Origin of the sequence: Pseudophaeobacter sp. EL27 (assembly GCF_900313025.1) — a bacterium.
Taxonomy (GTDB): domain Bacteria; phylum Pseudomonadota; class Alphaproteobacteria; order Rhodobacterales; family Rhodobacteraceae; genus Pseudophaeobacter.
Genome location: NZ_OMPQ01000011.1, coordinates 216,487 through 236,240, shown reverse-complemented (window position 1 = coordinate 236,240; position 19,754 = coordinate 216,487). Strand labels below are relative to the sequence as shown.

Sequence of the window (19,754 nt, the reverse complement as noted above, 5' to 3'; positions counted from 1 at the left end):
ATTTTGGGTTTTCCTGTGCACTTGCTAAAACCTCGGAAAACCATACAAACCATCCTACAAACTTGCGCATCTTTTCCATGGGGTTTTCCACATGTCTGCCCACATCCTGTTGGCTTCCGGTTCCGAGATCCGTGCCCAGCTTCTGCGTCAGGCCGCCGTGCCCTTTGAGGTCCAGGTGGCCCGCGTCGATGAAGAAGCGATCAAAGCCGCACTTTTGGCGGAAGGGGCCGGCCCGCGTGATATTGCCGATGCCCTGGCCGAGGCAAAGGCGCGCAAGGTGAGCATGAAGAACCCAGGACCGCTGGTTTTGGGCTGTGATCAGGTGCTCGATTTTGAAGGGGCGCTGCTGTCAAAGCCCAAAACCGAAGAGGAAGCGCTGGCGCAGCTTAGTGCCATGCGTGGAAAACGACACATGCTCTTGTCTGCCGCGGTGATCTATCGTGACGGAGAACCGATCTGGCGTCATGTGGGACAGGTGCGGCTGCGGATGCACGACTGTTCGGATGGCTATCTTTCCTCTTATGTGGCGCGCAATTGGCAGAGCATTCAACATGCCGTTGGGGCCTATAAACTGGAAGAGGAAGGCGTGCGCTTGTTTTCCAACATTGAAGGGAGTTACTTTAATGTTCTGGGACTACCTCTGGTGGAACTGCTCAACTATCTGGGACTACAGGGTGTAATTGATCAATGAGCGATAAAAAGATCCCTCTGGCCGGCGTGATCGGCTGCCCTGTGGCACATTCCAAATCGCCACAGTTGCAAACACATTGGCTCAAGGCGCATGGCATAGCCGGACACTATGTCCCGATGCATGTGGAACCGGAAGATCTGGAGACGGTGATCCGGACCCTGCCCAAGGCGGGGTTTGTCGGTGTCAATGTCACCATCCCGCACAAAGAAGCGGTGATGAAGATCGCGGATAAGGTCACCGACCGGGCCAAACTGATGGGTGCGGCCAATACTATCATTTTTCGCAGTGATGGCAGCATTCTGGCTGATAACACAGATGGTTATGGGTTTATCACCAACCTGCACCAGGGTGCCCCGGATTGGGTTCCGGCGAGCGGACCGGCGGCGGTGTTGGGCGCCGGCGGGGCCTGTCGTGCGGTTGTTGCCTCTCTGATCGAGGCTGGCGTGCCGGAAATCCTGCTGACCAATCGTACCCGTGAACGGGCTGAGCAGCTTCAGAAAGAATTTGGCAAGCGTATTCAGGTTGTGGACTGGGTATTGGCTGGCAATATTATCGAAGATGCAGCCCTGGTGGTGAACACCACCTCGCTTGGCATGGTTGGCAAACCGCGCCTGCGGGTGCCACTGGATGGGTTAAAGCCAAATATGGTTGTCACCGATCTGATCTACTCCCCTCTTAAAACCGATCTGTTGCAGGCCGCCGAAGACGTCGGCTGCACTGTGGTTGATGGCTTGGGCATGCTGCTGCATCAGGCGGTTCCCGGTTTTGAACGTTGGTTTGGTCAGCGTCCTGATGTGGATACCGCCACGCGCGCGGCGGCTCTGCGATGACATTTCATCTTGGGCTGACGGGTTCCATCGGTATGGGCAAGAGCACCACTGCCGGTCTGTTTGAACAGATGGGCTGTGCCATCTGGGACGCGGATGCAGCGGTGCATCGGCTTTATGCTGCTGGTGGCGCAGCTGTTGCCCCGATGCGGGCGGCATTTCCCTCCGCCATTGTTGAGGAAGCCGTCAGCCGTGCGGCTTTGAAACAGATCCTCGCTAAAGATCCCGCAGCCTTTGCCCAGCTAGAGGCAATTGTTCATCCGCTACTGGCGGCGGACAGGCAGGCCTTTCGGGATCAGGCAACCAGCGATGTTCTGGTTTTTGATATTCCGCTGCTGTTTGAAACCGGCGGTGACGCTGCCATGGATGCTGTGGCCTGTGTGCGGGTCGACGCAGCCACCCAGCGGGCGCGGGTATTGGAGCGCGGCACCATGACGGAAGCTCAGTTCGAACAGATCCTGGCAAAACAGATGCCCATCGACGAAAAATGTGCCCGGTCGGATTTCATTATCGAAACTGATACCCTGGACCATGCCGAAACTCAGGTGCGGGCAATCCTGGACCAGATCAGAAAGACAGCAAAAGATGCGTGAAATCGTTCTCGATACTGAGACCACAGGTTTTGATCCTTTTTCCGGCGATCGCATCGTCGAAATCGGCGCCGTAGAGCTGCTCAACCACATGCCAACGGGCGAGACCTTTCACGTCTATATCAACCCCGAACGCGGCATGCCGCAGGAGGCCTTTGGTGTGCATGGTATCGGGCCAGACCTGCTGGAACCGCCGCAAAAACCGGAAAAAGGTCAGATCACCCTGCGCGACAAGCCAGTCTTTGCCAAATTTGGCCAGGCCTTCCTGGATTTTGTGCGGGATTCACAGATGGTGATCCACAACGCCAGCTTTGATATGAAGTTCCTCAACTTCGAGCTGGACCGGATGGGCCTGCGCACACTGCCAATGGAGCAGGCGCTGGACACATTGGCGATTGCCCGCAAACGCTTCCCCGGCTCACCGGCCACGCTGGATGCCCTGTGCCGCCGGTTTCATATCGACAACAGCAACCGAACCCTGCACGGCGCTCTGCTCGATTCCGAAATTCTTGCGGATGTCTATCTGGAGCTCATTGGTGGACGCCAGCCGGACTTTGGCCTCTCCACAACCGCCAGCTCTGGTGGCCAGGTTGTCGAGGATTGGCGCCCTGCCCCACGCCCGACCCCGCTGTCGTCCCGTTTGACCGCACAAGAGGCCGAGGCGCATGAGGCCTTTGTTGCCAAAATGGGTGAAGATGCCCTTTGGAACCAAAAACAGGGCTAGAGAGACCCTGCTTTCGATAAATAAAAAACGCCGCTGACATGGGTCAACGGCGTTTTTGTTTTCATCTCTGCGCAGATTACTGCTGCGGAGCGGCCTCGGCCTGACGGCGGGACAGTTCGTTCCGGTAGATCGCGACAAAGTCGATGTTGTCCAGGTTCAGCGGCGGGAAGCCACCGTCACGGGTGATGTCCGACACGATGCGACGCAGGAAGGGGAAGGTCATGCGGGGGCATTCGATCAGCAGGAAGGGGTGCAGCTGGTCTTCTGGCACACCTTCGATGTTGAAGACGCCGATATATTCGATCTCCAGCACAAACAGAACGTCGCCGCCCTCTTTGTTCTTGGACTCGATGTTCAGCTTGGTCATGACCTCATACTGGTTCTCAACCGAACGTTTCTTGGCATCCAGGTTGACCGAAACATTGACGTCGGGCTGAACTTCGCCACCGGCGCCTTTTTGGGCCATGACGTTTTCAAAGGACATGTCACGGATGTATTGACCCAGGATATTCATCTGGACCTGGGGCTGCTGTGCGCCCCCGTTTGCGCCATTCTCGGCCATTGAGATACTCCTAAAAAATCAGTTTGGACCGTGCTTAACAGCTTGGTTCCGGTATCTCAACGGCTAGGAACAACCACAGGGATGTGACGGTTTATTTTGGCCCTTCGACCCAGCCTGATGGCTTTTGATTGGGCTTCCTTGGCGTCACCTCCTCAAAATCACCGTCAATGACATCACCCTGTCCCGGATGCTGCGCGTGGTGCCCGCTGCGCGGTTGCCCCTGCCCTGGCATACCGGATCCATGCATGGTGCCCGATCCCATCTGGAACTGCGCCACCGTGACCCGCTTGCTGATGTAGCGATAGACCGCGATCCGCACCGGCGGCATCAGCAGCGCAAATCCAAAGGCATCGGTGAAAAAGCCAGGCGTCAACAAGAGCGCGCCGGCAAATAGGATCATCGCCCCATGGGCCAACGGTTCGGCCGGATCAGACAGGGTCTGAAAGGAGTTTCGCATCTGTCCCATCGCCAGTCGCCCCTGCGAGCGCACGAGGGTGGTGCCCAGCACCGCAGTCAGCACCACGATGGCCAAAGTCGGCCACAGACCAATCGCGCCGCCGACCTGGATGAACAGGCCAATTTCAATGAGAGGCACCATCAGAAAGGCGAGAAAAAGATACATTTAGCGGTTTCCTCTGAACATACGCTGGACGGTAGACTTGCCACCCTTGACCCCCTACATAAGGAGAGAACGCCCGGGTTTCAAATCGGGCTTGGAATATCCAGCGAGAGGTTCTTATGGAGTCGCCTTTGATTAGTCTTTTGGTTTTGGCCGGCATTGCGGTGTTTTTGATCCTGCGTCTCAGAAGCGTTCTGGGCACACGCGAAGGGTTTGAGAAACCACAGGTTGCCCCTTCACAAAAGCGCAGCAATGGACCGGACCTCGAAGTGATCGAGGGCGGACCGGACCGCGACATTACCGACTATGTCGAAGAAGGGTCGGAACAGGCAAAGGCGCTGGCAGCAATGAAGCGGGTCGAGCCTTCGTTCCAGGTGGGTGAATTTGTTCAGGGAGCCCGCAGCGCCTATGAAATGATCCTGATGGGATTTGAGCAGGGTGCCTTGGACGATATTCAGAACTTTCTTGCCGAGGATGTTTTTGACAGCTTTGTCGAGGCCGTTGCACAGCGCGAAGATCAGGGTTTGACCATCGAGGCGGAGTTCATCGGGGTGCGTGAAACCGCTGTGGTGGATGCGATCTTTGATGAAACCACCGGCGTTGCCGAACTGACCATGCGTTTTGTCGGAGAGCTGACCTCGGTTGTGCGCAACCGCGAAGGTGAAATCGTCGAAGGCGATGCCAAAGCGATCAAACGCCAGAAAGATATCTGGGTCTTTGCCCGCAGCATGGGTGGTGATGATCCAAACTGGCAGTTGGTCGCCACGGACGGGTGAGTGCAATGCTCCGGGATCTTTTCCGGGCTGCGGTTCTTGCAGGGGCTGCGATGATGGCCACAGGCGCAGGCGCCGAAACCACCTATGAGATGTTGGATTTCTCTCAGCTGAAGGGCTGGGAGAAAGACAATCACGCCGCGGCTCTCAAGGTCTTTCTGGAAACCTGCCCTGATCTCAAGGATCAGGACTGGCAGAACCTTTGTGCTTTGGCGCAATCCCAGTCGCAGTCCGCTTCCCAGACGGAAGGCGCAGTGGGGGCGCGCAGTTTTTTCGAGCTGTTCTTTCGGCCGGTGCTGATCGAAGATGGCACCCCCGGCCTGTTCACAGGTTATTTTGAACCGGAGCTGGATGGGTCCCGCTATCGCACCTCGCGCTTTCGCTACCCGGTTTACCGGATGCCGCCTGAGGCAAAACACAGCAATCCCTGGTTGCCGCGCCGCGATATTCTGAACGGGCCAGTGATGCAGGGGCGCGGGTTGGAGATCGCCTGGGTTGATGACCCGGTTGAGCTGTTCTTTCTGCAAATTCAAGGATCTGGCCGCATTCGCCTGAACGGTGGCGGCATGCTGCGGGTGGGTTATGGTGGCGCCAATGGCCATCCCTATCGCTCCATCGGTACAGAACTGGTGCGCCGTGGCATCTACAAGGCGCATCAGGTCAGCGCCCAGGTGATCAAGGCCTGGGTCCGACGCAATCCGGCTGCCGGGCGCGAGCTGCTGTTGCACAACCCCTCATATGTCTTCTTCCGTGAAATTCGCAAAATCCGCCCTTCCAAAGGCCCGTTTGGCGCCATGAACCGCTCGGTGACAGCCCTGCGCACCCTGGCGGTGGATCCCAAATTTACGCCGCTTGGCGCGCCTGTCTGGATGGAAAAGGACGGCGAAACCCAGATGCGGCGCTTGATGATTGCGCAGGATACCGGATCGGCTATCAAGGGCGCACAGCGCGCAGATGTTTTTTACGGCACTGGCGATAGCGCAGGTCAGGCCGCAGGTCGGCTGCGCGATCCGGGCCGGATGGTTGTGTTGCTGCCAATTCAACGCGCCTTTGCGCTGGTTCCGGAAGACTACTGATGAGCAGGCGCAAACTGACTTCTGAAGAGGTGGATCTGTGGCATCAGGTGGTGGAACACGCCGAGCGGCTGCATCCGGGCAGCCATTCCACTCCGCCCAGCCTGCCGCTGCCAAAACCCAAACCGGCAAAGGCGCCTCAGGTACGTCCCGAGAGTTTTCTGGAGGCCTTTGAACTGGGCAGTCGGGCCAAGCCAAAACCGCAGCGTCACAGTCTGAAGCCCACACCTGGCAAGGCCTTGGCGGCAAGCCCATTGCAGATGGATGAAAAGGCCTTTCGTCGGATGAAACGCGGCAAGTTGAAACCCGAAGGCAAGCTTGATCTGCATGGCATGCGGGTGGATAGCGCTCATCCGGCGCTCACCCGGTTCATCCTGTCGGCTCAGGCCTCGGGGAAGCGCTTGGTTCTGGTGGTCACAGGCAAAGGCAAGGACCGCGACACGCCCGGCCCGATACCGGTGCCGCGCGGCGTTTTGCGCCACCACGTGCCCCAATGGCTGGCGCTACCGCCGCTGGCCCAGGCGGTTTTGCAGGTTACTCAATCCCATGTCACCCATGGCGGAGAGGGCGCCTATTACGTCTACCTGCGGCGCACCCGCTAGGCCTGAATCCTGGCTGGTTCAGCGCTCGCCGCCAGTAAAGGTGACCAATTGGGCCGCGCCGACCATATCTTTGTCGATAACGGTTGTTGGCAGGATTTCGGTGAACTCTGCCACCACCTGAGGCCTTGTATCAAAGGCATCTTCGGTTGCCTGTGCTTCGTTCAACAGGGCGAGAAACGTGGGTGAGGTTGCGGTTACAAAATGGCCGGACCCTGCATTTTCCGCAAAGGCTGTGGTGTCAATGATTTCTATCGGCAAGTCAGAGACTGCATCGATTGAGCTCAGACTTCCCAGACGCTCGCGGCTGTGGGTGCCGCGGATACGTCTGGAAATGTTCAGAATCGTGTCCTTCCTCGATACAAAGACCACAAAGGGTTCCGGCACCTTTTGGAATTGCTGCAGCTGGCTGCGGAACACATCGAGATCCAGATCTGGTGACAGCAGAATTACCCCAGCAAGGCTTTGCTCCGACCAATTGGGTGATCTGATTTCGATTTGACGCAGGGCCTCCATTGCCAGTACAGACCCCATGGAATGCGCTGCCAGAACGATCCGCCTTGCTCCGGCCTTTTTCAGGTGACGCAAAAGCCGCTCCAACCCATCGCGGGCAAACAGGACGCTGTCGCCGTCATAGGCATAGCCTAGCGGGCTACCCAGGCTTGGCCAGGAATAGACAATTGTAGCCCCCGGCGTATTCAGATCATGGGCTAACTGCGCCGCGCGAAAGGCGGTCTCGGTCTGGGTGCTATTAAAGCCATGCACAAAAACCAGCACGTCCCGCTCATTAGGAGGGTATTGGTTTAACTCGGTTTTGAGGCGGCGATCAAAATCTGATAACTCTTGGAACTGATGACGCGCAGCCAGGGTGAATTCGGTTTCGGGATCTGGGTTTGCATAGCCAAACTCCAGCATCCCCGGCGTATGGTTTGGCGGGATAGAGACCGTCAGTTCCAACAGGCTGTAGTCTTCGCTCCGTTCCGGCCCAAAGGATCCATCCGGCAGTTCGGCCCGGTTGGTGGCAACAAAGATGGTTTTTGGAGTACCAACAGTCAGGGCCTCGGGCGTGACCGGAGACAGGCTACGATCCGTACAGCCCAGGGTCAGACAAAGGCTGAGACCAGCAGCAATACGGAAGAAAATCATAAGTAACCTATGGTGAATTTGACCAGGGTGAATTGGCCATAGGCTAGCAAGCCTATAGCCAAATGAAAACAGCTCTCTACCAGGTCACACCGAGGGGTCCAACTGCTACAGAACGTAGCGGCTGAGGTCACTTTTGCCGGCCAGCTCGCCCAGGTGTTTGCTGACAAAGCTGGCATTGACGGTGACCTTTTCCCCGCCTTTGTCCGGGGCGGTGAAAGAAAGCTCCTCAAACACCCGCTCTATCACCGTGTAAAGGCGGCGCGCGCCGATGTTTTCTACGGAGTGATTCACCTCAGCTGCAATCTTGGCAAGCGCCGCAATCCCATCTTGGGTGAAGGTCACTTCGACTTCTTCGGTCTGCATCAGGGCAGTGTATTGCAGGGTGAGCGCATTGTCGGTTTCAGTCAGAATGCGAATAAAGTCAGCCTCGTTTAGCGAGCGCAGGTTGACCCGGATCGGCAGGCGGCCCTGCAATTCCGGCAGCAGGTCAGAAGGCTTGGCCACATGAAAGGCGCCGGAGGCAATGAACAGGATATGGTCTGTTTTGATTGGCCCATGTTTGGTGCTGACCGTGGTGCCTTCGATCAGGGGCAGCAGATCCCTCTGCACGCCTTCGCGGCTGACATCGCCCCCGCGCGCATCCGAACGGGCGCAGACCTTGTCGATCTCATCCAGAAAAACGATGCCGCTTTGCTCAACCGATTCAACGGCAGCACGTGTGACAACCTCATCATCCAGCAGCTTATCGGCCTCATCGCTGATCAGCACATCATAGCTTTCGGCCACGGTCATCTTTTTGCGCTGGGTGCGCCCGCCCATGGCCTTGCCCAGCATATCCCCGATGTTGAGCATCCCCATATTGCCAGCGCCAGGCTGACCGGGAATTTCAAACATATTGCCCATCGGGTTGCTGCTATCGGCGACATCCAATTCGATCATAGCATCATCCAACTGCCCCGATTTCAGTTTTTTGCGAAAAACTTCGCGGGTGATTTCGCGGGCGTCCTCCCCGGCGAGCGCGTCGATCACCCGCTCTTCGGCGGCTTTTTGCGCCTTGGCGGTGACGTCTTCACGCATGAATTCGCGGGTCTGGACAATAGCGCTGTCCACCAGATCGCGGATGATCTGTTCCACGTCCCGCCCAACATAGCCCACTTCGGTGAACTTGGTGGCCTCTACCTTGATGAAAGGCGCGCGGGCGAGTTTCGCCAGGCGGCGCGAGATTTCGGTTTTACCAACGCCGGTTGGCCCGATCATCAAGATGTTCTTGGGATAGACTTCGTCGCGCAGATCATCCGACAGCTGCTTGCGGCGCCAGCGGTTGCGCAGTGCCACGGCAACGGCGCGTTTTGCGTCGTTCTGTCCGATGATAAAACGGTCCAGTTCAGAAACGATTTCGCGGGGGGTCAGGTCAGTCATGGCAGGTCTCGTTTCAGTGGGAAGGAGGAAGGCGGTGCAGCGGCAGCACAGCGCCCAAAGGAGAGAGCAGGGCCGCCCGGATCCGCGCCCAGAAGGCGCCAAGGATCACCAGGAAGAAACCCAGCAAAAGAATGGTCATGGCCGCGCCCTCGCCATCAAAGACGGTGCTGGCCAGGGTCACGCTATAGCCGATAGCGGCTATCAGGAAAGATCGGCGGTCAATGATAATGGCCACCAGGGCAAATCCCAGCAGGACCACAACAAGGGTCAGCTGCGCGCCAGAGGTGCCACTGTCCAGCAGGCTCAGCGCGATGGTATTGACCAGCGCCGGGGCGGCAACAACATGCAGCCAGAACCCCTGCGCTGCGCGCCGGGTGACGCGATGCGGATCGCTGAGATCAAACATCATCGCCACGGCAAAGACGGCAATCCCTACAACCAATGTCACCCAGGCAAAGGGACCAGAGGCAGAAAACAGGAAGAAATCGCTGATGCCTTCGGGCCGACCAGCTTGCTCAGCGGCCATCATCAGGGTGAGGGCAAAGACCCCCAGCGCAATCAGCGCCATGGCAAAGGGAACGCGAAAGCGCAGCCAAAACAGCGCCACTGCAGCTGTGGTCAGCGCCATCGGCAGCGGCAGGCTCGACAGGTCGTTTTGCGCCACCATGAAAGGTTCCGAGAAAAAGGCCGTCATCCCGGTCCCGGCATTGGCAGCCCAAAGCAGCGAGAGCGCGATGGCCGGGGCGATCATCCGGCGGCGGCGAATGAAATACTCGGCAAAGACCCACAGCACCACAGCCCCCAGCGCCGAGGAGGAAATGGTCTTTTCCACATAGCCGCCTAAGGAGCCGGCGATAAAGGCGGCGGTAACAGCTGCCCAACCCGAGGCCAGAATGAGCATGCCGATGACAATGAAAATCTCGTTGAAGCCTTTGAACAGCTCAAAGGGTTCATCTCCAGGCGAGAGATCTTCGCGCGCCCCACGCCGACTGTGGGACAGGGCCAGCAAAGAGGCCGCCTGGGCCTCGCTGATCAGGCCAGAGCCAACGGCCGCGCGAATATCATTCTGGTCGATCTGGCTCACATCAGCTCTCCGGGGTGGCTTCTGCCGTATCGGTATCCGCAGCGATGCTTTCGACCGTCAGTCGTCCATTTGTATAGACGCAGATATCAGCAGCAATCGCCATGGCATCACGGGCCACGGCCTCGGCGTTGCGCTCACTGTCCATCATGCCACGGGCCGCTGCCAGCGCAAAATTCCCGCCCGAGCCAATCGCCGCTACGTTATGTTCCGGCTCCAGTACATCCCCGGCGCCAGTGATCACCAAAAGCTCGACCCCGTCGGTGACGATCAACATGGCTTCGAGTTTTTGCAGGTATTTGTCGGTGCGCCAGTCTTTGGCGAGCTCAACACTGGCCCGTGCCAACTGGCCCGGCGTGGCCTCAAGCTTGGCCTCCAGCCGTTCCAACAGGGTAAAGGCATCGGCGGTAGAGCCAGCAAAACCGACAATAACATCAAAGCCGCCAGGTGACAGACGGCGCACCTTGCGGGCGGTGCCTTTGATCACGGTCTGCCCCAAGGAGACCTGCCCATCGCCGGCAATGACCACTTCGCCACCCTTTTTGACACCAATGATGGTGGTTCCGTGCCAGCCGGGGAATTGATCATCTGCCATTTAAGCCTCCAGTTTTGTTGCCTTCTATATGGATCTATCTCCGATGCTGTACAAGACTCGGCCGGATCAGCGGGCTTTGACCGTCCATCTGTTTTTGCCCCGGCTTGTTTCAACGCCGTTAATAAATTGCTTACGCGCTATGCACAGAGCGCAAATCGGGACTGATAAATGGGCAATTGTGAGACTCAGCAAGCTCTCCTACATGGAGCTTACAAGCAGACAACATGAATACACACGAACTTAAAGGACTAGTGCAATGACGACCGCAAACCTCCATGCGCCGCTGGGCGCAGTCTCCGTTCTTCGTTTGGTAGACGGACTCATGAACTTCAAAACCAATATGGTTGAATGGAATGAATCTCGCCAGACCCGCAAAGCGCTGTCTCAGCTCACTGCGGCACAGCTGGAAGACATCGGCCTGTCCCGGGCAGATATCACCAAACTGTAAGATCTACAGACCGGGTGCAGGATGCACCAGACGAGATAAGCCGCTCCAATCTGGGGCGGCTTTGTCTTTTTAGGAACTTAGCCGGTAAGCAGTTGCCTGATCCGGCAGCCAGGCCTCAATCGCGGCAGTGGCAACGATGTGCACCGCATCAGATTCAGGGTCCGTTACATTCAACCCGCCCTTGACGGCCCGCACGGTGGCGCGCCCACGGGGCAGGTCCTGCGCTACAAGATCACAATCCACCTGCGCCGGATCCTGCACCGCAATGGTGACATCCACCTGCATTTCGCTGTGATCAATACCCAGTTTGGCAAATAGGGTGATCGAGGAATGATGCAGCGAGTCCTGCACTGCCCGCCGCGCGGCCTTGGTGTAGTCCTGACCATAAAGATCGTTGCCAGTACCCATTTCCAGAATAATACGCTTGTTGCTCATGACATCGCCTCCATATCAAACGAGACAATCACCGCGGCATTGGCGATCACCGTCACGCTCTCAGCGTTGGGTTTTGCCACGTCCAACCCACCTTGCGTCACCGTAATGCTGGGCTGACCATAGGGAAATATCGCCTTCAGCGTGTCGATATCCACCTGATCTGGTTTTGCCACGCCAATCTCCGCATCAATGATCATGGCCTCTTTGGGAAAATCAAACAGCTCCGCAATGCTCACCGAGTTGTGCCAAAGCGCATCCTTGAGCGCGCGTTTTGCCGCCTCGGTGTAATCTTCCCGCCGCAACGACGTCCCCATGCCAAACTCCACCAAGACCCGTGTTTTACTCATGCCGACCTCCAGTCTCTCTGGCCTGTCACTCTCCGCAGCGCAGCTAAAAAGAAAACCCCCATTCTTCATTTGGCCACAAATATCCCGGGGGATAGGCCCACTAGGGCCTATGGGGGCAGCGCCTCCTTTTGAGCCAATGGCATCTGCCCCTAAGCAATCATTCACCAGATCGGATCATGTTGCGAATTCTTACCGCCTTCTCAAAATGATCCAGCTGATGGGTCTCAATCCACCAGCGCGCCACTTGCATCAGCAACAGCGGTTCATCGTTGCGATTTTTGAAAAACGCATAGAAAGACAGGCCGACACCAGGGCCTTTCTTGGCGATCTTATCGTCGCAGACTGCAATCGCTTTTTGACGAAATTCAGGGGTCATAAACCGGCCTTTCAAACCAAAAAAGACGCCCCCATTTGAGGACGCCTTTTGAAACGCAGTGATCGAATGGATCAGATGGAATCGTTGATCCAGCTCTGCAGCGCGGCCTTGGGGGCAGCACCGGCACGGTTGGAGACAACCTGACCGTCCTTGAAGATGAACAGCGCCGGAATGCCGCGTACGCCCATGGCCGCAGCGGCGTTGGGGTTGCTGTCGACATCCACTTTGGCGATCTTGATCTTGTCGCCATATTCCGCCGCCAGCTCTTCCAGAGCGGGGCCGATCTGTTTGCATGGACCACACCATTCGGCCCAGAAATCCACCACAACGGGGACTGCGGAGTTCTTGACTTCGGCGTCAAATGTTTCGTCGGTGACGGCTACGGTGGACATGGGAATGTCTCCTGAATTCTATGGCAACTGGAGTTGGAACCTAGGTAGCGCGTAACCAATCGTCAAGGTTTCAGCACCGGCTTGAGTGCTTCTGTCACAAGATCGTGCGGCAACATCATCAGGCTGGCGTTACGGGTCCACAAAAGTGCGGTCTCGATCTTGCGATCCGGGTAGATCTGCGCCAGCGCAGCAGCATAGGCACCCATCTGGCGCAACAACCCCTTGGGGCAGCTCTGCGCCTTTTCCGGCACCGCGGCATTAGATTTGAAATCCACCACCAGAACCCTGTCCGGGGTCACGATCAACCGGTCGATGATGCCATAGATACGCTGGCTGCCTAGCTGGGCAGTGACCGGCACCTCGGCCAGGGCTTCAGGCGCAAAGATATGGGAAAGCTGCGGATTGCTCAAAACAGCACTGGCTTCGGCCAAGAGTTCAGCACCATCTGTGGCCTCCGGCAACAGGCGCTCAGTTAACAGTGGCCAATCGGCGCTTGGCTGAGGGGGCAGATGTTCCAGCAACAGATGCAACCGGCTACCGCGCGCCTTTGCTTCTTCTTCGTCCAGTCCCTGATCACCAGGCAGCGCCTTGGCCCCGCCCAGATCAGAGGGCTTAATCGCGGGCTCCGGCGCCACATAGGCAGGCGCTGGCTGGGTAAAGACCTCTGGCAGAACGGGGCGGATTTTTTCCTTCACCTCATGCGCCACCAGATCCAGCGCCTCCCAATCTCCATGGCTCAGACGCAGGCCCTCGCCTCCGGGCAGATCGCAGGCTGTGGCACCCCCTTCAATCAGGGCCGCCTCGACCCGCTGATACCAGCTGTCGCCCTCTTTTGAGAGCGTCCCGGCAGTGGCCACAATCAGCCACTTTTCCGCTCGGGTCAGCGCCACATACAAGAGCCTCAATCGCTCATTCTGTTGCTTTTCCTGTGCTGCCTCGCGGGCGGAAAACAACAGGTCCGGCATCTGATCCTTGGGCAGCTTCCACAGCGGCGTGCCATCCGCCACCATGATCTCGGCATCACTGGGCGCATTGCGTTTGGCGGTATCGGGCAGGATCACAATTGGCGCTTCCAGCCCTTTCGAGCCATGCACCGACATGACCCGGATCATATCCCCCGAGGCCCCCATCTGCCGTTTGATTTCCAGATCATCGGTCTGCATCCAGACCAGAAACCCGGTGAGGCTGGGGATATCCGAACGTTCATAGGCCAACGCCTGGCTGAGCAGCGCATTGATGCCATCCTCGGCTTCAGGCCCGAGTCGGCCCAGCAGCATCTGCCGTCCTTTATGGCGGGTCAGAATGCGCTCAATGAGATCAAAGGGCCGTAGAAAGTCGGTCAGATCGCGCAGATCATCCAGCACAGCCATGGTCTCGGGGAAATCCTCCCGGCGGTCGCGCAGGGCAGGCCACAGGTGTTTGCTGCTACGGCGATGGGCGAGATCAAACAGCATCTGTTCGGACCAGCCAAACAGCGGCGATTTCAAAACCTCGGCCAGGGCCAGTGAATCCTCAGGTGTGGCCAGAAAGGACAAGAGCGCGGCGATATCTTTCACCGCCAGTTCTGCCCCAACCTTCAACCGGTCGGCACCGGCAATGGGCAGATTGGCATTTTTACAGGCGCGGATGATTTCCGAAAACAACTCGGAGCGGCGCTGTACCAGAATAAGAAAATCCCCCGCATGCACGGGGCGACGTTGAAATGTGCCGCGTTTGGGGCCGTCTTCGGGGATGGTGACTCGTGTGTCGATCATCTCCTTGATTTGGCGGGCGATGCGCTCGGCCAGAATGACCGTATGATGGCGGCTGCCGGGGCGGTCCACCGGATCGGTCCAGTCGCTGTCATCGTCATCATCGGTCTTATCCACGGCAGGCCAGAGATCCACCCGTCCAGGCAAGTCGGACTTAAAAGCGCGGTGCAGGGCATCGGCGTGAAAGCCGGCGCGGGGGCTATCTTTGAACACCAGATCCACCAGCCGGAGGATGGCGGCGGAGGAGCGAAAGGAGAATTCCAGCGCCGCATTCTGTAGGCCAGAGCCGGATTCAGAAAGCCGATTGGCAAACTCCACCTGCATCCGGTCAAAGGCATCAGGATCCGCACCCTGAAAGGAATAGATCGACTGCTTTTTGTCGCCCACCACAAAGATGGTGCGTTCCACATCGGACCGGGCACCCTCGCCGGCAGTGAATTCCTGCGCTAGTTTCTCAATCACGTCCCATTGCACCGGGCTGGTGTCCTGGGCCTCATCCACCAGAATATGATCGATGCCGCCATCCAGACGATAGAGCACCCAGGCCGCCACCGCCGGGTCATTCAGAAGATGGCGCGCGTTGAGGATCAGATCATCAAAGTCGAGCCAGCCACGTTGCTGTTTGCGCGCCTCATATTCTGGCAGGAAGGTCTGGGCAAATTGATGCAGATCGTGGGATTTCCGTGCCGCCACCAGCGCCAGCCGTTTGGCGCGGGCGTCTTCCACCCGCAGCATCAGGGGCTCCAACTGATCCATCAGGCTATGGTTGGCTTCGCGCAGTTTTTTGGTCGGGAACTTGCCGACCTTGGCAGTGAAGGGATCCGCAGCCCCGGCCCCGGTCAGGAAGATGCCTTCCAGCGTGGCCAGATCGCTCAGGGTTGGCGTGGTGATACCTGCAAGTTTGGCAGCAGCGCGTTGGTCAGTGGTGCCGCCGGTTTCCAGCATGGCACGGGTGCGCGACAGCAGCTCCGCCTCGCCGCCGATGAATACCAAAGCTTCCAAACCCGCCGAGTCAAACCCGTCAGGCAGTTCAAACCGCGATAGCAGCCCGGACCAGTCCAGCGGGACCTCAAACTCGGCCCGGCGCTGACACAGGGCCGCAGTGAGATCTTCAAAATCGCTGCCACCAACATGGCGTGCCAGCGGCTCTACCAGATGGGCCATCTCACCCTTGGCCATGTCCTCAACAATCTCGGCGCGCAACAGGGAGGCGGCGCGATCTTCCATCTCGGAAAACTGCGGGCTGACCCCGGCCTCCAGCGGAAAGCGCCGCAGCAGCGACGAACAAAATGAGTGGATTGTCTGGATTTTCAGCCCACCCGGCGTTTCAATTGCGCGGGCAAAGAGCGTGCGCGCCTGGGCCAGGTCTTCAGGCGCGGTATTGACCTCGCCCAATTCGCTGAGCGCAGCGGTGAGTTGATCGTCGCGCAGCATGGCCCATTCGCCGAGGCGCTGAAACAGGCGGTTCTGCATCTCGCTAGCGGCGGCCTTGGTATAGGTGAGGCAGAGGATGTGCTGCGGCTGCACGCCCTTCAGCAGCAGGCGTGCCACACGGTCGGTCAAAACCTTGGTCTTGCCTGACCCGGCATTGGCGGCCAGCCAGGTCGAGGCATCGGGTCGTGCGGCGCGAAACTGCGCTTCCGAGGCGGCATCGCGGTGCTTTGGAGAGATGTCGCTCATGTCAGATCCTCTGGCTCGGGCGTGGCGCTACGGTCCCATTCACCAAAGCGGGCGAGGTGATCAAAATCGCCGGCAATATCGTCGCGGTGCACCATGCGGCGGCTGGAATAGCCCTGATCCTGCTCAAAATAGGCGCCGATCAGCTGCTTCAGCTCCTCCCAGATCTTGGCCGGGGGCTGATCCTGCAGCGGCGCGGGCACTTCCTTCAGATTGCTGCCCAACCCAATAAAGGCAGCGCGGGCGACCTCGGCGGGGCCAATCTCCTTGAACGCCCCCTCTTCGGCCATCGCGGCCTCGATCAGCAATTGTTTTTCGAACTTCTTTTGCTGTGCCTCCGAGGGGGGGGCGCCAGTCTTGTAGTCATACAGATGCAGAAAACCGCGATCGTCCTGATCAATGCGATCAGCGCGGCAGGCAATGGTGAAATCCAATGGCTCCAGCCGGGCCTCGCCCATGACCTCGAGTTTCAGCGGCATGCCACGGGTCTGGCGGGATTGTTCTGCCAGGATGAATTCGCTGGCCAGACGCTGAATGCGGCTGAGCCACAACAGACGCGCTACGGGCCAGGGGACATCGCGTTCCAATAAGGCACGTGCGGTTTCAATCAGGTATTCTGCCGTTAGGCGGCTGGGATCTTCCAGACTGTCGCGGATAAAGACTTCAAAGATTTCATGCACCACAGTCCCGCGCAGCAATGCGTCCGGTTCCTGCACCAATGGGTTCAGCGGTCGCAGCCGCAGCACATGTTTGGCATAGATCGCATAGGGATCGCGGATCAGCCGTGGAATTTCGGTGATGGTCAGCCGACGCGGACGGCTGGCAACGGGTGGACGCGGAGAGGGGCGCAGGGCGCTGGGAATTTCATTGGGGTGTTCCAGAGCTTCGGCCCAGCCCAACCATTCCTGCCCCCGTGCCCGCATGGCATCCAATGCGGATTTACCGCCCTGATCGGGCAGGCCAGACAAAAGGTTGGTCAGACGGTTGAGCCAGCGCGAGGCCACCGTGTCAGCCTCATCCGAGCGCGCGGCACGGGTGAGCCAGACCTCGGGTGCGGCCACCGCCTGCTGAAAATCATGCGCCGAGAGGCCAATACGGCGTTCGGGCAGCAAGAGCCCGGCCTGATGGCGCAATTGCCGATTGAGCCAGGGGTCTGGCTTGGCGGCTTCGGGCCAGCTGCCCTCGTTCAGCCCGCCGAGGATCACCAGATCGGCGCCCTGCACCCGGGCCTCCAGCGTGCCCCAGATCATGATGGAGCCATAGGGGGTGTCGCGGTCGCGCACCTCGCCCTGGGACAGGATGGCTGACAGAAGATCGGCAAAATCGCGCGCTGACATTTCGCCACCATAGGCAGCTTCGGCCTCGAGGTTGGCAAAAATCTTGAGCGCCTCAATGCCGGCTTTTTTGTCCCAAAGCGTGCCGCTTTCGCCGGCGCCCTGTACCTGACTGCCGGCGGCAATGGCTTCGGCTCGGGCGCGCAGTAGCGCCACCCAATCGGTGAGGGGCAGCGGTGCGACCACCTGTTGGTCTGCAAAGTTCTGCGCCAGCCAGTCGATCCAACCGGGGGTTAGATCGCGTTCAGTGCCAAAGGCTTCAAAGCTGGCAGCATCGGGAAAGGGCGGTCCATTGCGGCGCAGATCCAACTCATAATCGCGGGTATGGCGCAGATGCTCACCGCGTGCGGCCTCGGCACTGCTGCCATCATGGGTCAGCGGGTGTTTCAGCAGGGTAAGCAGCGCATCCGCCGTCAGCGGGCGGCAGAACAGCTCCGCCACATGGCGCAGGAAACGCCCCGGAGGTGTCAGTTGTAGCGGCAGGCCGGCGGAATCATCCGGCAGGATGCCCCAGCGATCCAGCGCTGCAGATACCAGGCGGGTCAGCATCCGGTCAGGTGAGATCAGCGCAGCCGTCTTGCCCTCCTCGGCGGCCTGGCGCAGACGCAGAGCAATGGCCAGGGCCTCGCCGCGCGGGTTTGGGGCCTCGACCAGGGTGACATCGGCGCAGGCCTGGTCCAGCTCCGTGAGCTTTGGCCCTTCACTCATCCAGGCATGGGTAACAGGCGCCGGGCGCAGCGCCAGCGAGACCAGTCGATTGCGCGGCAGCGAGGCAGGTTGATCCGGGCTCCAGCGCTGCACATCACTGGGGGTCATGTCGAGATCCGATACCAGCTTGGCAAAGCGGTATTGCGGGTGATCCTCGGAGGTCAGCGCATCGCGCAGATGGGTCCAGACCTCGGCTGGCTGTTCATAGTCATAGCCCGGCAGCACCACCGCGCCCTGCGGCAGGCGGGCGATGGCTTCCATCAGCATATGGGTGGTGCCGCGCGATCCGGTGGAGCCGGCCAGGATAACCGGGTGCTGGGGCGGATCCATCTCCCACTTGGCGATCAGGTTCTCGACCATCTGGCGTTGCCGGGCCTGCACATCAACGGTGTCGCTATGCAGATCAACAAATTGATCCACAATGCCAATGAACTGCTGTGCCCGCGCCCAATGGCCGGACATATCCGAAATATCCAGGTTGCGGATCAACTCGGTGCTGACCCCTTCGCTTTGCATTTCATCGACCAGATTGGCGAGACTGTCGGAGAGATCATAAAGCGAAGAGCGTGCCGCAAGATCGGGCTGGGCATCCAGCAGCTTGGCGATGAGCTGCGACAGTTCCAACCGGCGGCGCAGCGGCGGCAGGGCCGGGGGCAGCCCCTGCAGGCTGGCCTCGCGGGCCAGATCGGTGAGCAGACGCATGCGCGGCAGCAGCAGGGCCGGGCCTTCCTCGAACAGGCTGCGGCAACGGCGCATCATCCGCGAGGTGTTGAGGATCACTTCGACCCGCGCCAGATCTTCAGGCGGCAGTGATTTGCCACGCTGGACCAAGCCCTGTGCAAGGGCACGGGGGAAATCAACGCCCATTGGCACGGCAAAGACGCGGGGGCTGTCCTGAGGTTCAAACAACATCATCGGCAATCAGTTCCTCGGCAATGGCGATCCCTTCGGGGTGCCCCACATCGCACCAATGGCCGGGGTATTCCACCGCAAACAACCGGTCCTTCTGGGCCATATCGTTCCATAGGATATTGAGGGAAAACACTTCTTCTTCAATATCTTGCAGCCCCTCGGTTTTGAGAATCTGTACGCCGCCATAGACCAGATCTCCGCCGCGTCTAAGGCGCCCCGCATGGTCGCGGCTGAAATCTCCAGCGCCTTTGCGGCCCCGGCAACGGCTGATGGGAATACAGACCAGCAGCGCGTCCATCTGTGCCGGATCCCAGGCGTCTAGCGCCACCTGAAACGGGTTTGCCCCTTTCCAGATCACATCCGTATTGGCGGTGAAAACGGGCGCCGTCCCCAACAGGGGCAGGGCATGGCGCAGCCCGCCGCCGGTATCCAGAACCTGCGGGAGTTCAGGACTGAGCAGCACGTCCCTGGGGGTGAGATGTGCCTCGAGCACCTGTGGCAGGTAATGCAGGTTGGCAACGATCCGGTCCGGCCGGAGTGCCTGCGCCAGCTCTAGCGTGTGGTCGATCAGGGGGCGGCCGGCAACCGGGATCATCGGTTTTGGACAGGTCTGTGTCAGCGCCTTCATACGGGTGCCAAAACCTGCGGCAAACAGCATTACATTATGAGCCATAG

At 59.0% G+C, this 19,754-nt stretch carries 21 protein-coding genes; 8 read left to right on the top strand and 13 right to left on the bottom strand.

The window, feature by feature from the left end; genetic code table 11:
- Window positions 1-91: 91 nt before the first annotated feature.
- Genes ED661_RS13560 through dnaQ form a run of 4 tightly spaced genes read left to right on the top strand, consistent with a single transcriptional unit; the run spans window position 92 to window position 2,832 of the window.
- Window positions 92-691 (top strand): nucleoside triphosphate pyrophosphatase, encoded by a 600-nt coding sequence (locus tag ED661_RS13560; RefSeq protein ID WP_122074450.1) that lies wholly within the window; start codon window positions 92-94, stop codon window positions 689-691.
- Window positions 688-1,521: a shikimate dehydrogenase gene (locus ED661_RS13555; protein WP_122074449.1), complete on the top strand. Its 834-nt coding sequence runs from the start codon at window positions 688-690 to the stop codon at window positions 1,519-1,521. The genes ED661_RS13560 and ED661_RS13555 overlap by 4 nt, the downstream gene beginning before the upstream one ends.
- Window positions 1,518-2,111, top strand: a complete 594-nt coding sequence (gene coaE, locus ED661_RS13550; RefSeq protein ID WP_122074448.1) for a dephospho-CoA kinase — start codon at window positions 1,518-1,520, stop codon at window positions 2,109-2,111. Before ED661_RS13555 ends, coaE begins: the two co-directional genes overlap by 4 nt.
- Window positions 2,104-2,832, top strand: coding sequence for a DNA polymerase III subunit epsilon (dnaQ, locus tag ED661_RS13545; RefSeq protein ID WP_122074447.1), 729 nt, complete (start codon window positions 2,104-2,106; stop codon window positions 2,830-2,832). Before coaE ends, dnaQ begins: the two co-directional genes overlap by 8 nt.
- Before the next feature lie 76 nt (window positions 2,833-2,908).
- On the opposite strand, the gene secB is transcribed toward dnaQ, so the two are convergent.
- Complete coding sequence (gene secB / locus ED661_RS13540; RefSeq protein WP_122074446.1) at window positions 2,909-3,394, bottom strand: protein-export chaperone SecB; 486 nt, start codon at window positions 3,392-3,394, stop codon at window positions 2,909-2,911.
- 91 nt (window positions 3,395-3,485) lie between these two features.
- Window positions 3,486-4,016, bottom strand: coding sequence for an FxsA family protein (locus ED661_RS13535; RefSeq protein WP_122074445.1), 531 nt, complete (start codon window positions 4,014-4,016; stop codon window positions 3,486-3,488).
- Between the two features lie 116 nt (window positions 4,017-4,132).
- On the opposite strand from ED661_RS13535, the gene ED661_RS13530 reads away from it, so the two are divergent.
- The 3 genes from ED661_RS13530 to ED661_RS13520 are packed head-to-tail and all read left to right on the top strand — an operon-like array spanning window position 4,133 to window position 6,461.
- Window positions 4,133-4,789, top strand: coding sequence for a Tim44/TimA family putative adaptor protein (locus ED661_RS13530; RefSeq protein ID WP_122074444.1), 657 nt, complete (start codon window positions 4,133-4,135; stop codon window positions 4,787-4,789).
- Window positions 4,790-4,794: 5 nt separating this feature from the next.
- On the top strand, window positions 4,795-5,862 hold the full coding sequence (locus ED661_RS13525) for a murein transglycosylase A (protein WP_122074443.1): 1,068 nt from the start codon (window positions 4,795-4,797) through the stop codon (window positions 5,860-5,862).
- Window positions 5,862-6,461: a Smr/MutS family protein gene (locus ED661_RS13520; RefSeq protein ID WP_122074442.1), complete on the top strand. Its 600-nt coding sequence runs from the start codon at window positions 5,862-5,864 to the stop codon at window positions 6,459-6,461. Before ED661_RS13525 ends, ED661_RS13520 begins: the two co-directional genes overlap by 1 nt.
- Window positions 6,462-6,479: 18 nt before the next feature.
- On the opposite strand, the gene ED661_RS13515 is transcribed toward ED661_RS13520, so the two are convergent.
- The 4 genes from ED661_RS13515 to hslV all read right to left on the bottom strand — a co-directional run bounded on the left by ED661_RS13515 (window position 6,480) and on the right by hslV (window position 10,699).
- Window positions 6,480-7,604 (bottom strand): alpha/beta hydrolase, encoded by a 1,125-nt coding sequence (locus ED661_RS13515; protein ID WP_122074441.1) that lies wholly within the window; start codon window positions 7,602-7,604, stop codon window positions 6,480-6,482.
- Between the two features lie 105 nt (window positions 7,605-7,709).
- On the bottom strand, window positions 7,710-9,023 hold the full coding sequence (hslU, locus tag ED661_RS13510) for an ATP-dependent protease ATPase subunit HslU (RefSeq protein ID WP_122074440.1): 1,314 nt from the start codon (window positions 9,021-9,023) through the stop codon (window positions 7,710-7,712).
- 13 nt (window positions 9,024-9,036) lie between these two features.
- Entirely contained in the window at window positions 9,037-10,107 is a 1,071-nt protein-coding gene (locus ED661_RS13505) for a hypothetical protein (protein WP_122074439.1), read from the bottom strand.
- 1 nt (window position 10,108) lies between these two features.
- Window positions 10,109-10,699: an ATP-dependent protease subunit HslV gene (gene hslV / locus ED661_RS13500; RefSeq protein ID WP_122074438.1), complete on the bottom strand. Its 591-nt coding sequence runs from the start codon at window positions 10,697-10,699 to the stop codon at window positions 10,109-10,111.
- A gap of 256 nt (window positions 10,700-10,955) precedes the next feature.
- Here hslV and ED661_RS13495 point away from each other — a divergent pair, with 256 nt between their 5' ends.
- Window positions 10,956-11,147 (top strand): DUF1127 domain-containing protein, encoded by a 192-nt coding sequence (locus tag ED661_RS13495; protein ID WP_122074437.1) that lies wholly within the window; start codon window positions 10,956-10,958, stop codon window positions 11,145-11,147.
- Window positions 11,148-11,216: 69 nt separating this feature from the next.
- On the opposite strand, the gene ED661_RS13490 is transcribed toward ED661_RS13495, so the two are convergent.
- The 7 genes from ED661_RS13490 to ED661_RS13460 form a co-directional block, all read right to left on the bottom strand.
- On the bottom strand, window positions 11,217-11,582 hold the full coding sequence (locus tag ED661_RS13490; RefSeq protein ID WP_122074436.1) for a Lin0512 family protein: 366 nt from the start codon (window positions 11,580-11,582) through the stop codon (window positions 11,217-11,219).
- On the bottom strand, window positions 11,579-11,929 hold the full coding sequence (locus tag ED661_RS13485) for a Lin0512 family protein (protein WP_122074435.1): 351 nt from the start codon (window positions 11,927-11,929) through the stop codon (window positions 11,579-11,581). Before ED661_RS13485 ends, ED661_RS13490 begins: the two co-directional genes overlap by 4 nt.
- 157 nt (window positions 11,930-12,086) lie before the next feature.
- Entirely contained in the window at window positions 12,087-12,305 is a 219-nt protein-coding gene (locus ED661_RS13480; RefSeq protein ID WP_122074434.1) for a DUF6500 family protein, read from the bottom strand.
- Between the two features lie 71 nt (window positions 12,306-12,376).
- The gene (gene trxA / locus ED661_RS13475; protein ID WP_122074433.1) at window positions 12,377-12,697 is read right to left on the bottom strand and encodes a thioredoxin; all 321 of its coding nucleotides are present in this window, start codon (window positions 12,695-12,697) and stop codon (window positions 12,377-12,379) included.
- A 62-nt stretch (window positions 12,698-12,759) separates the two neighbouring features.
- Window positions 12,760-16,128 (bottom strand): double-strand break repair helicase AddA, encoded by a 3,369-nt coding sequence (gene addA, locus ED661_RS13470; protein WP_122074432.1) that lies wholly within the window; start codon window positions 16,126-16,128, stop codon window positions 12,760-12,762.
- Complete coding sequence (gene addB, locus ED661_RS13465; RefSeq protein ID WP_122074660.1) at window positions 16,125-19,079, bottom strand: double-strand break repair protein AddB; 2,955 nt, start codon at window positions 19,077-19,079, stop codon at window positions 16,125-16,127. The genes addA and addB overlap by 4 nt, the downstream gene beginning before the upstream one ends.
- A complete protein-coding gene (locus ED661_RS13460) occupies window positions 19,069-19,752 on the bottom strand; it encodes a nucleotidyltransferase family protein (protein ID WP_254054839.1) in 684 nt (227 codons plus the stop codon). The genes addB and ED661_RS13460 overlap by 11 nt, the downstream gene beginning before the upstream one ends.
- Between the last annotated feature and the right edge of the window lie 2 nt (window positions 19,753-19,754).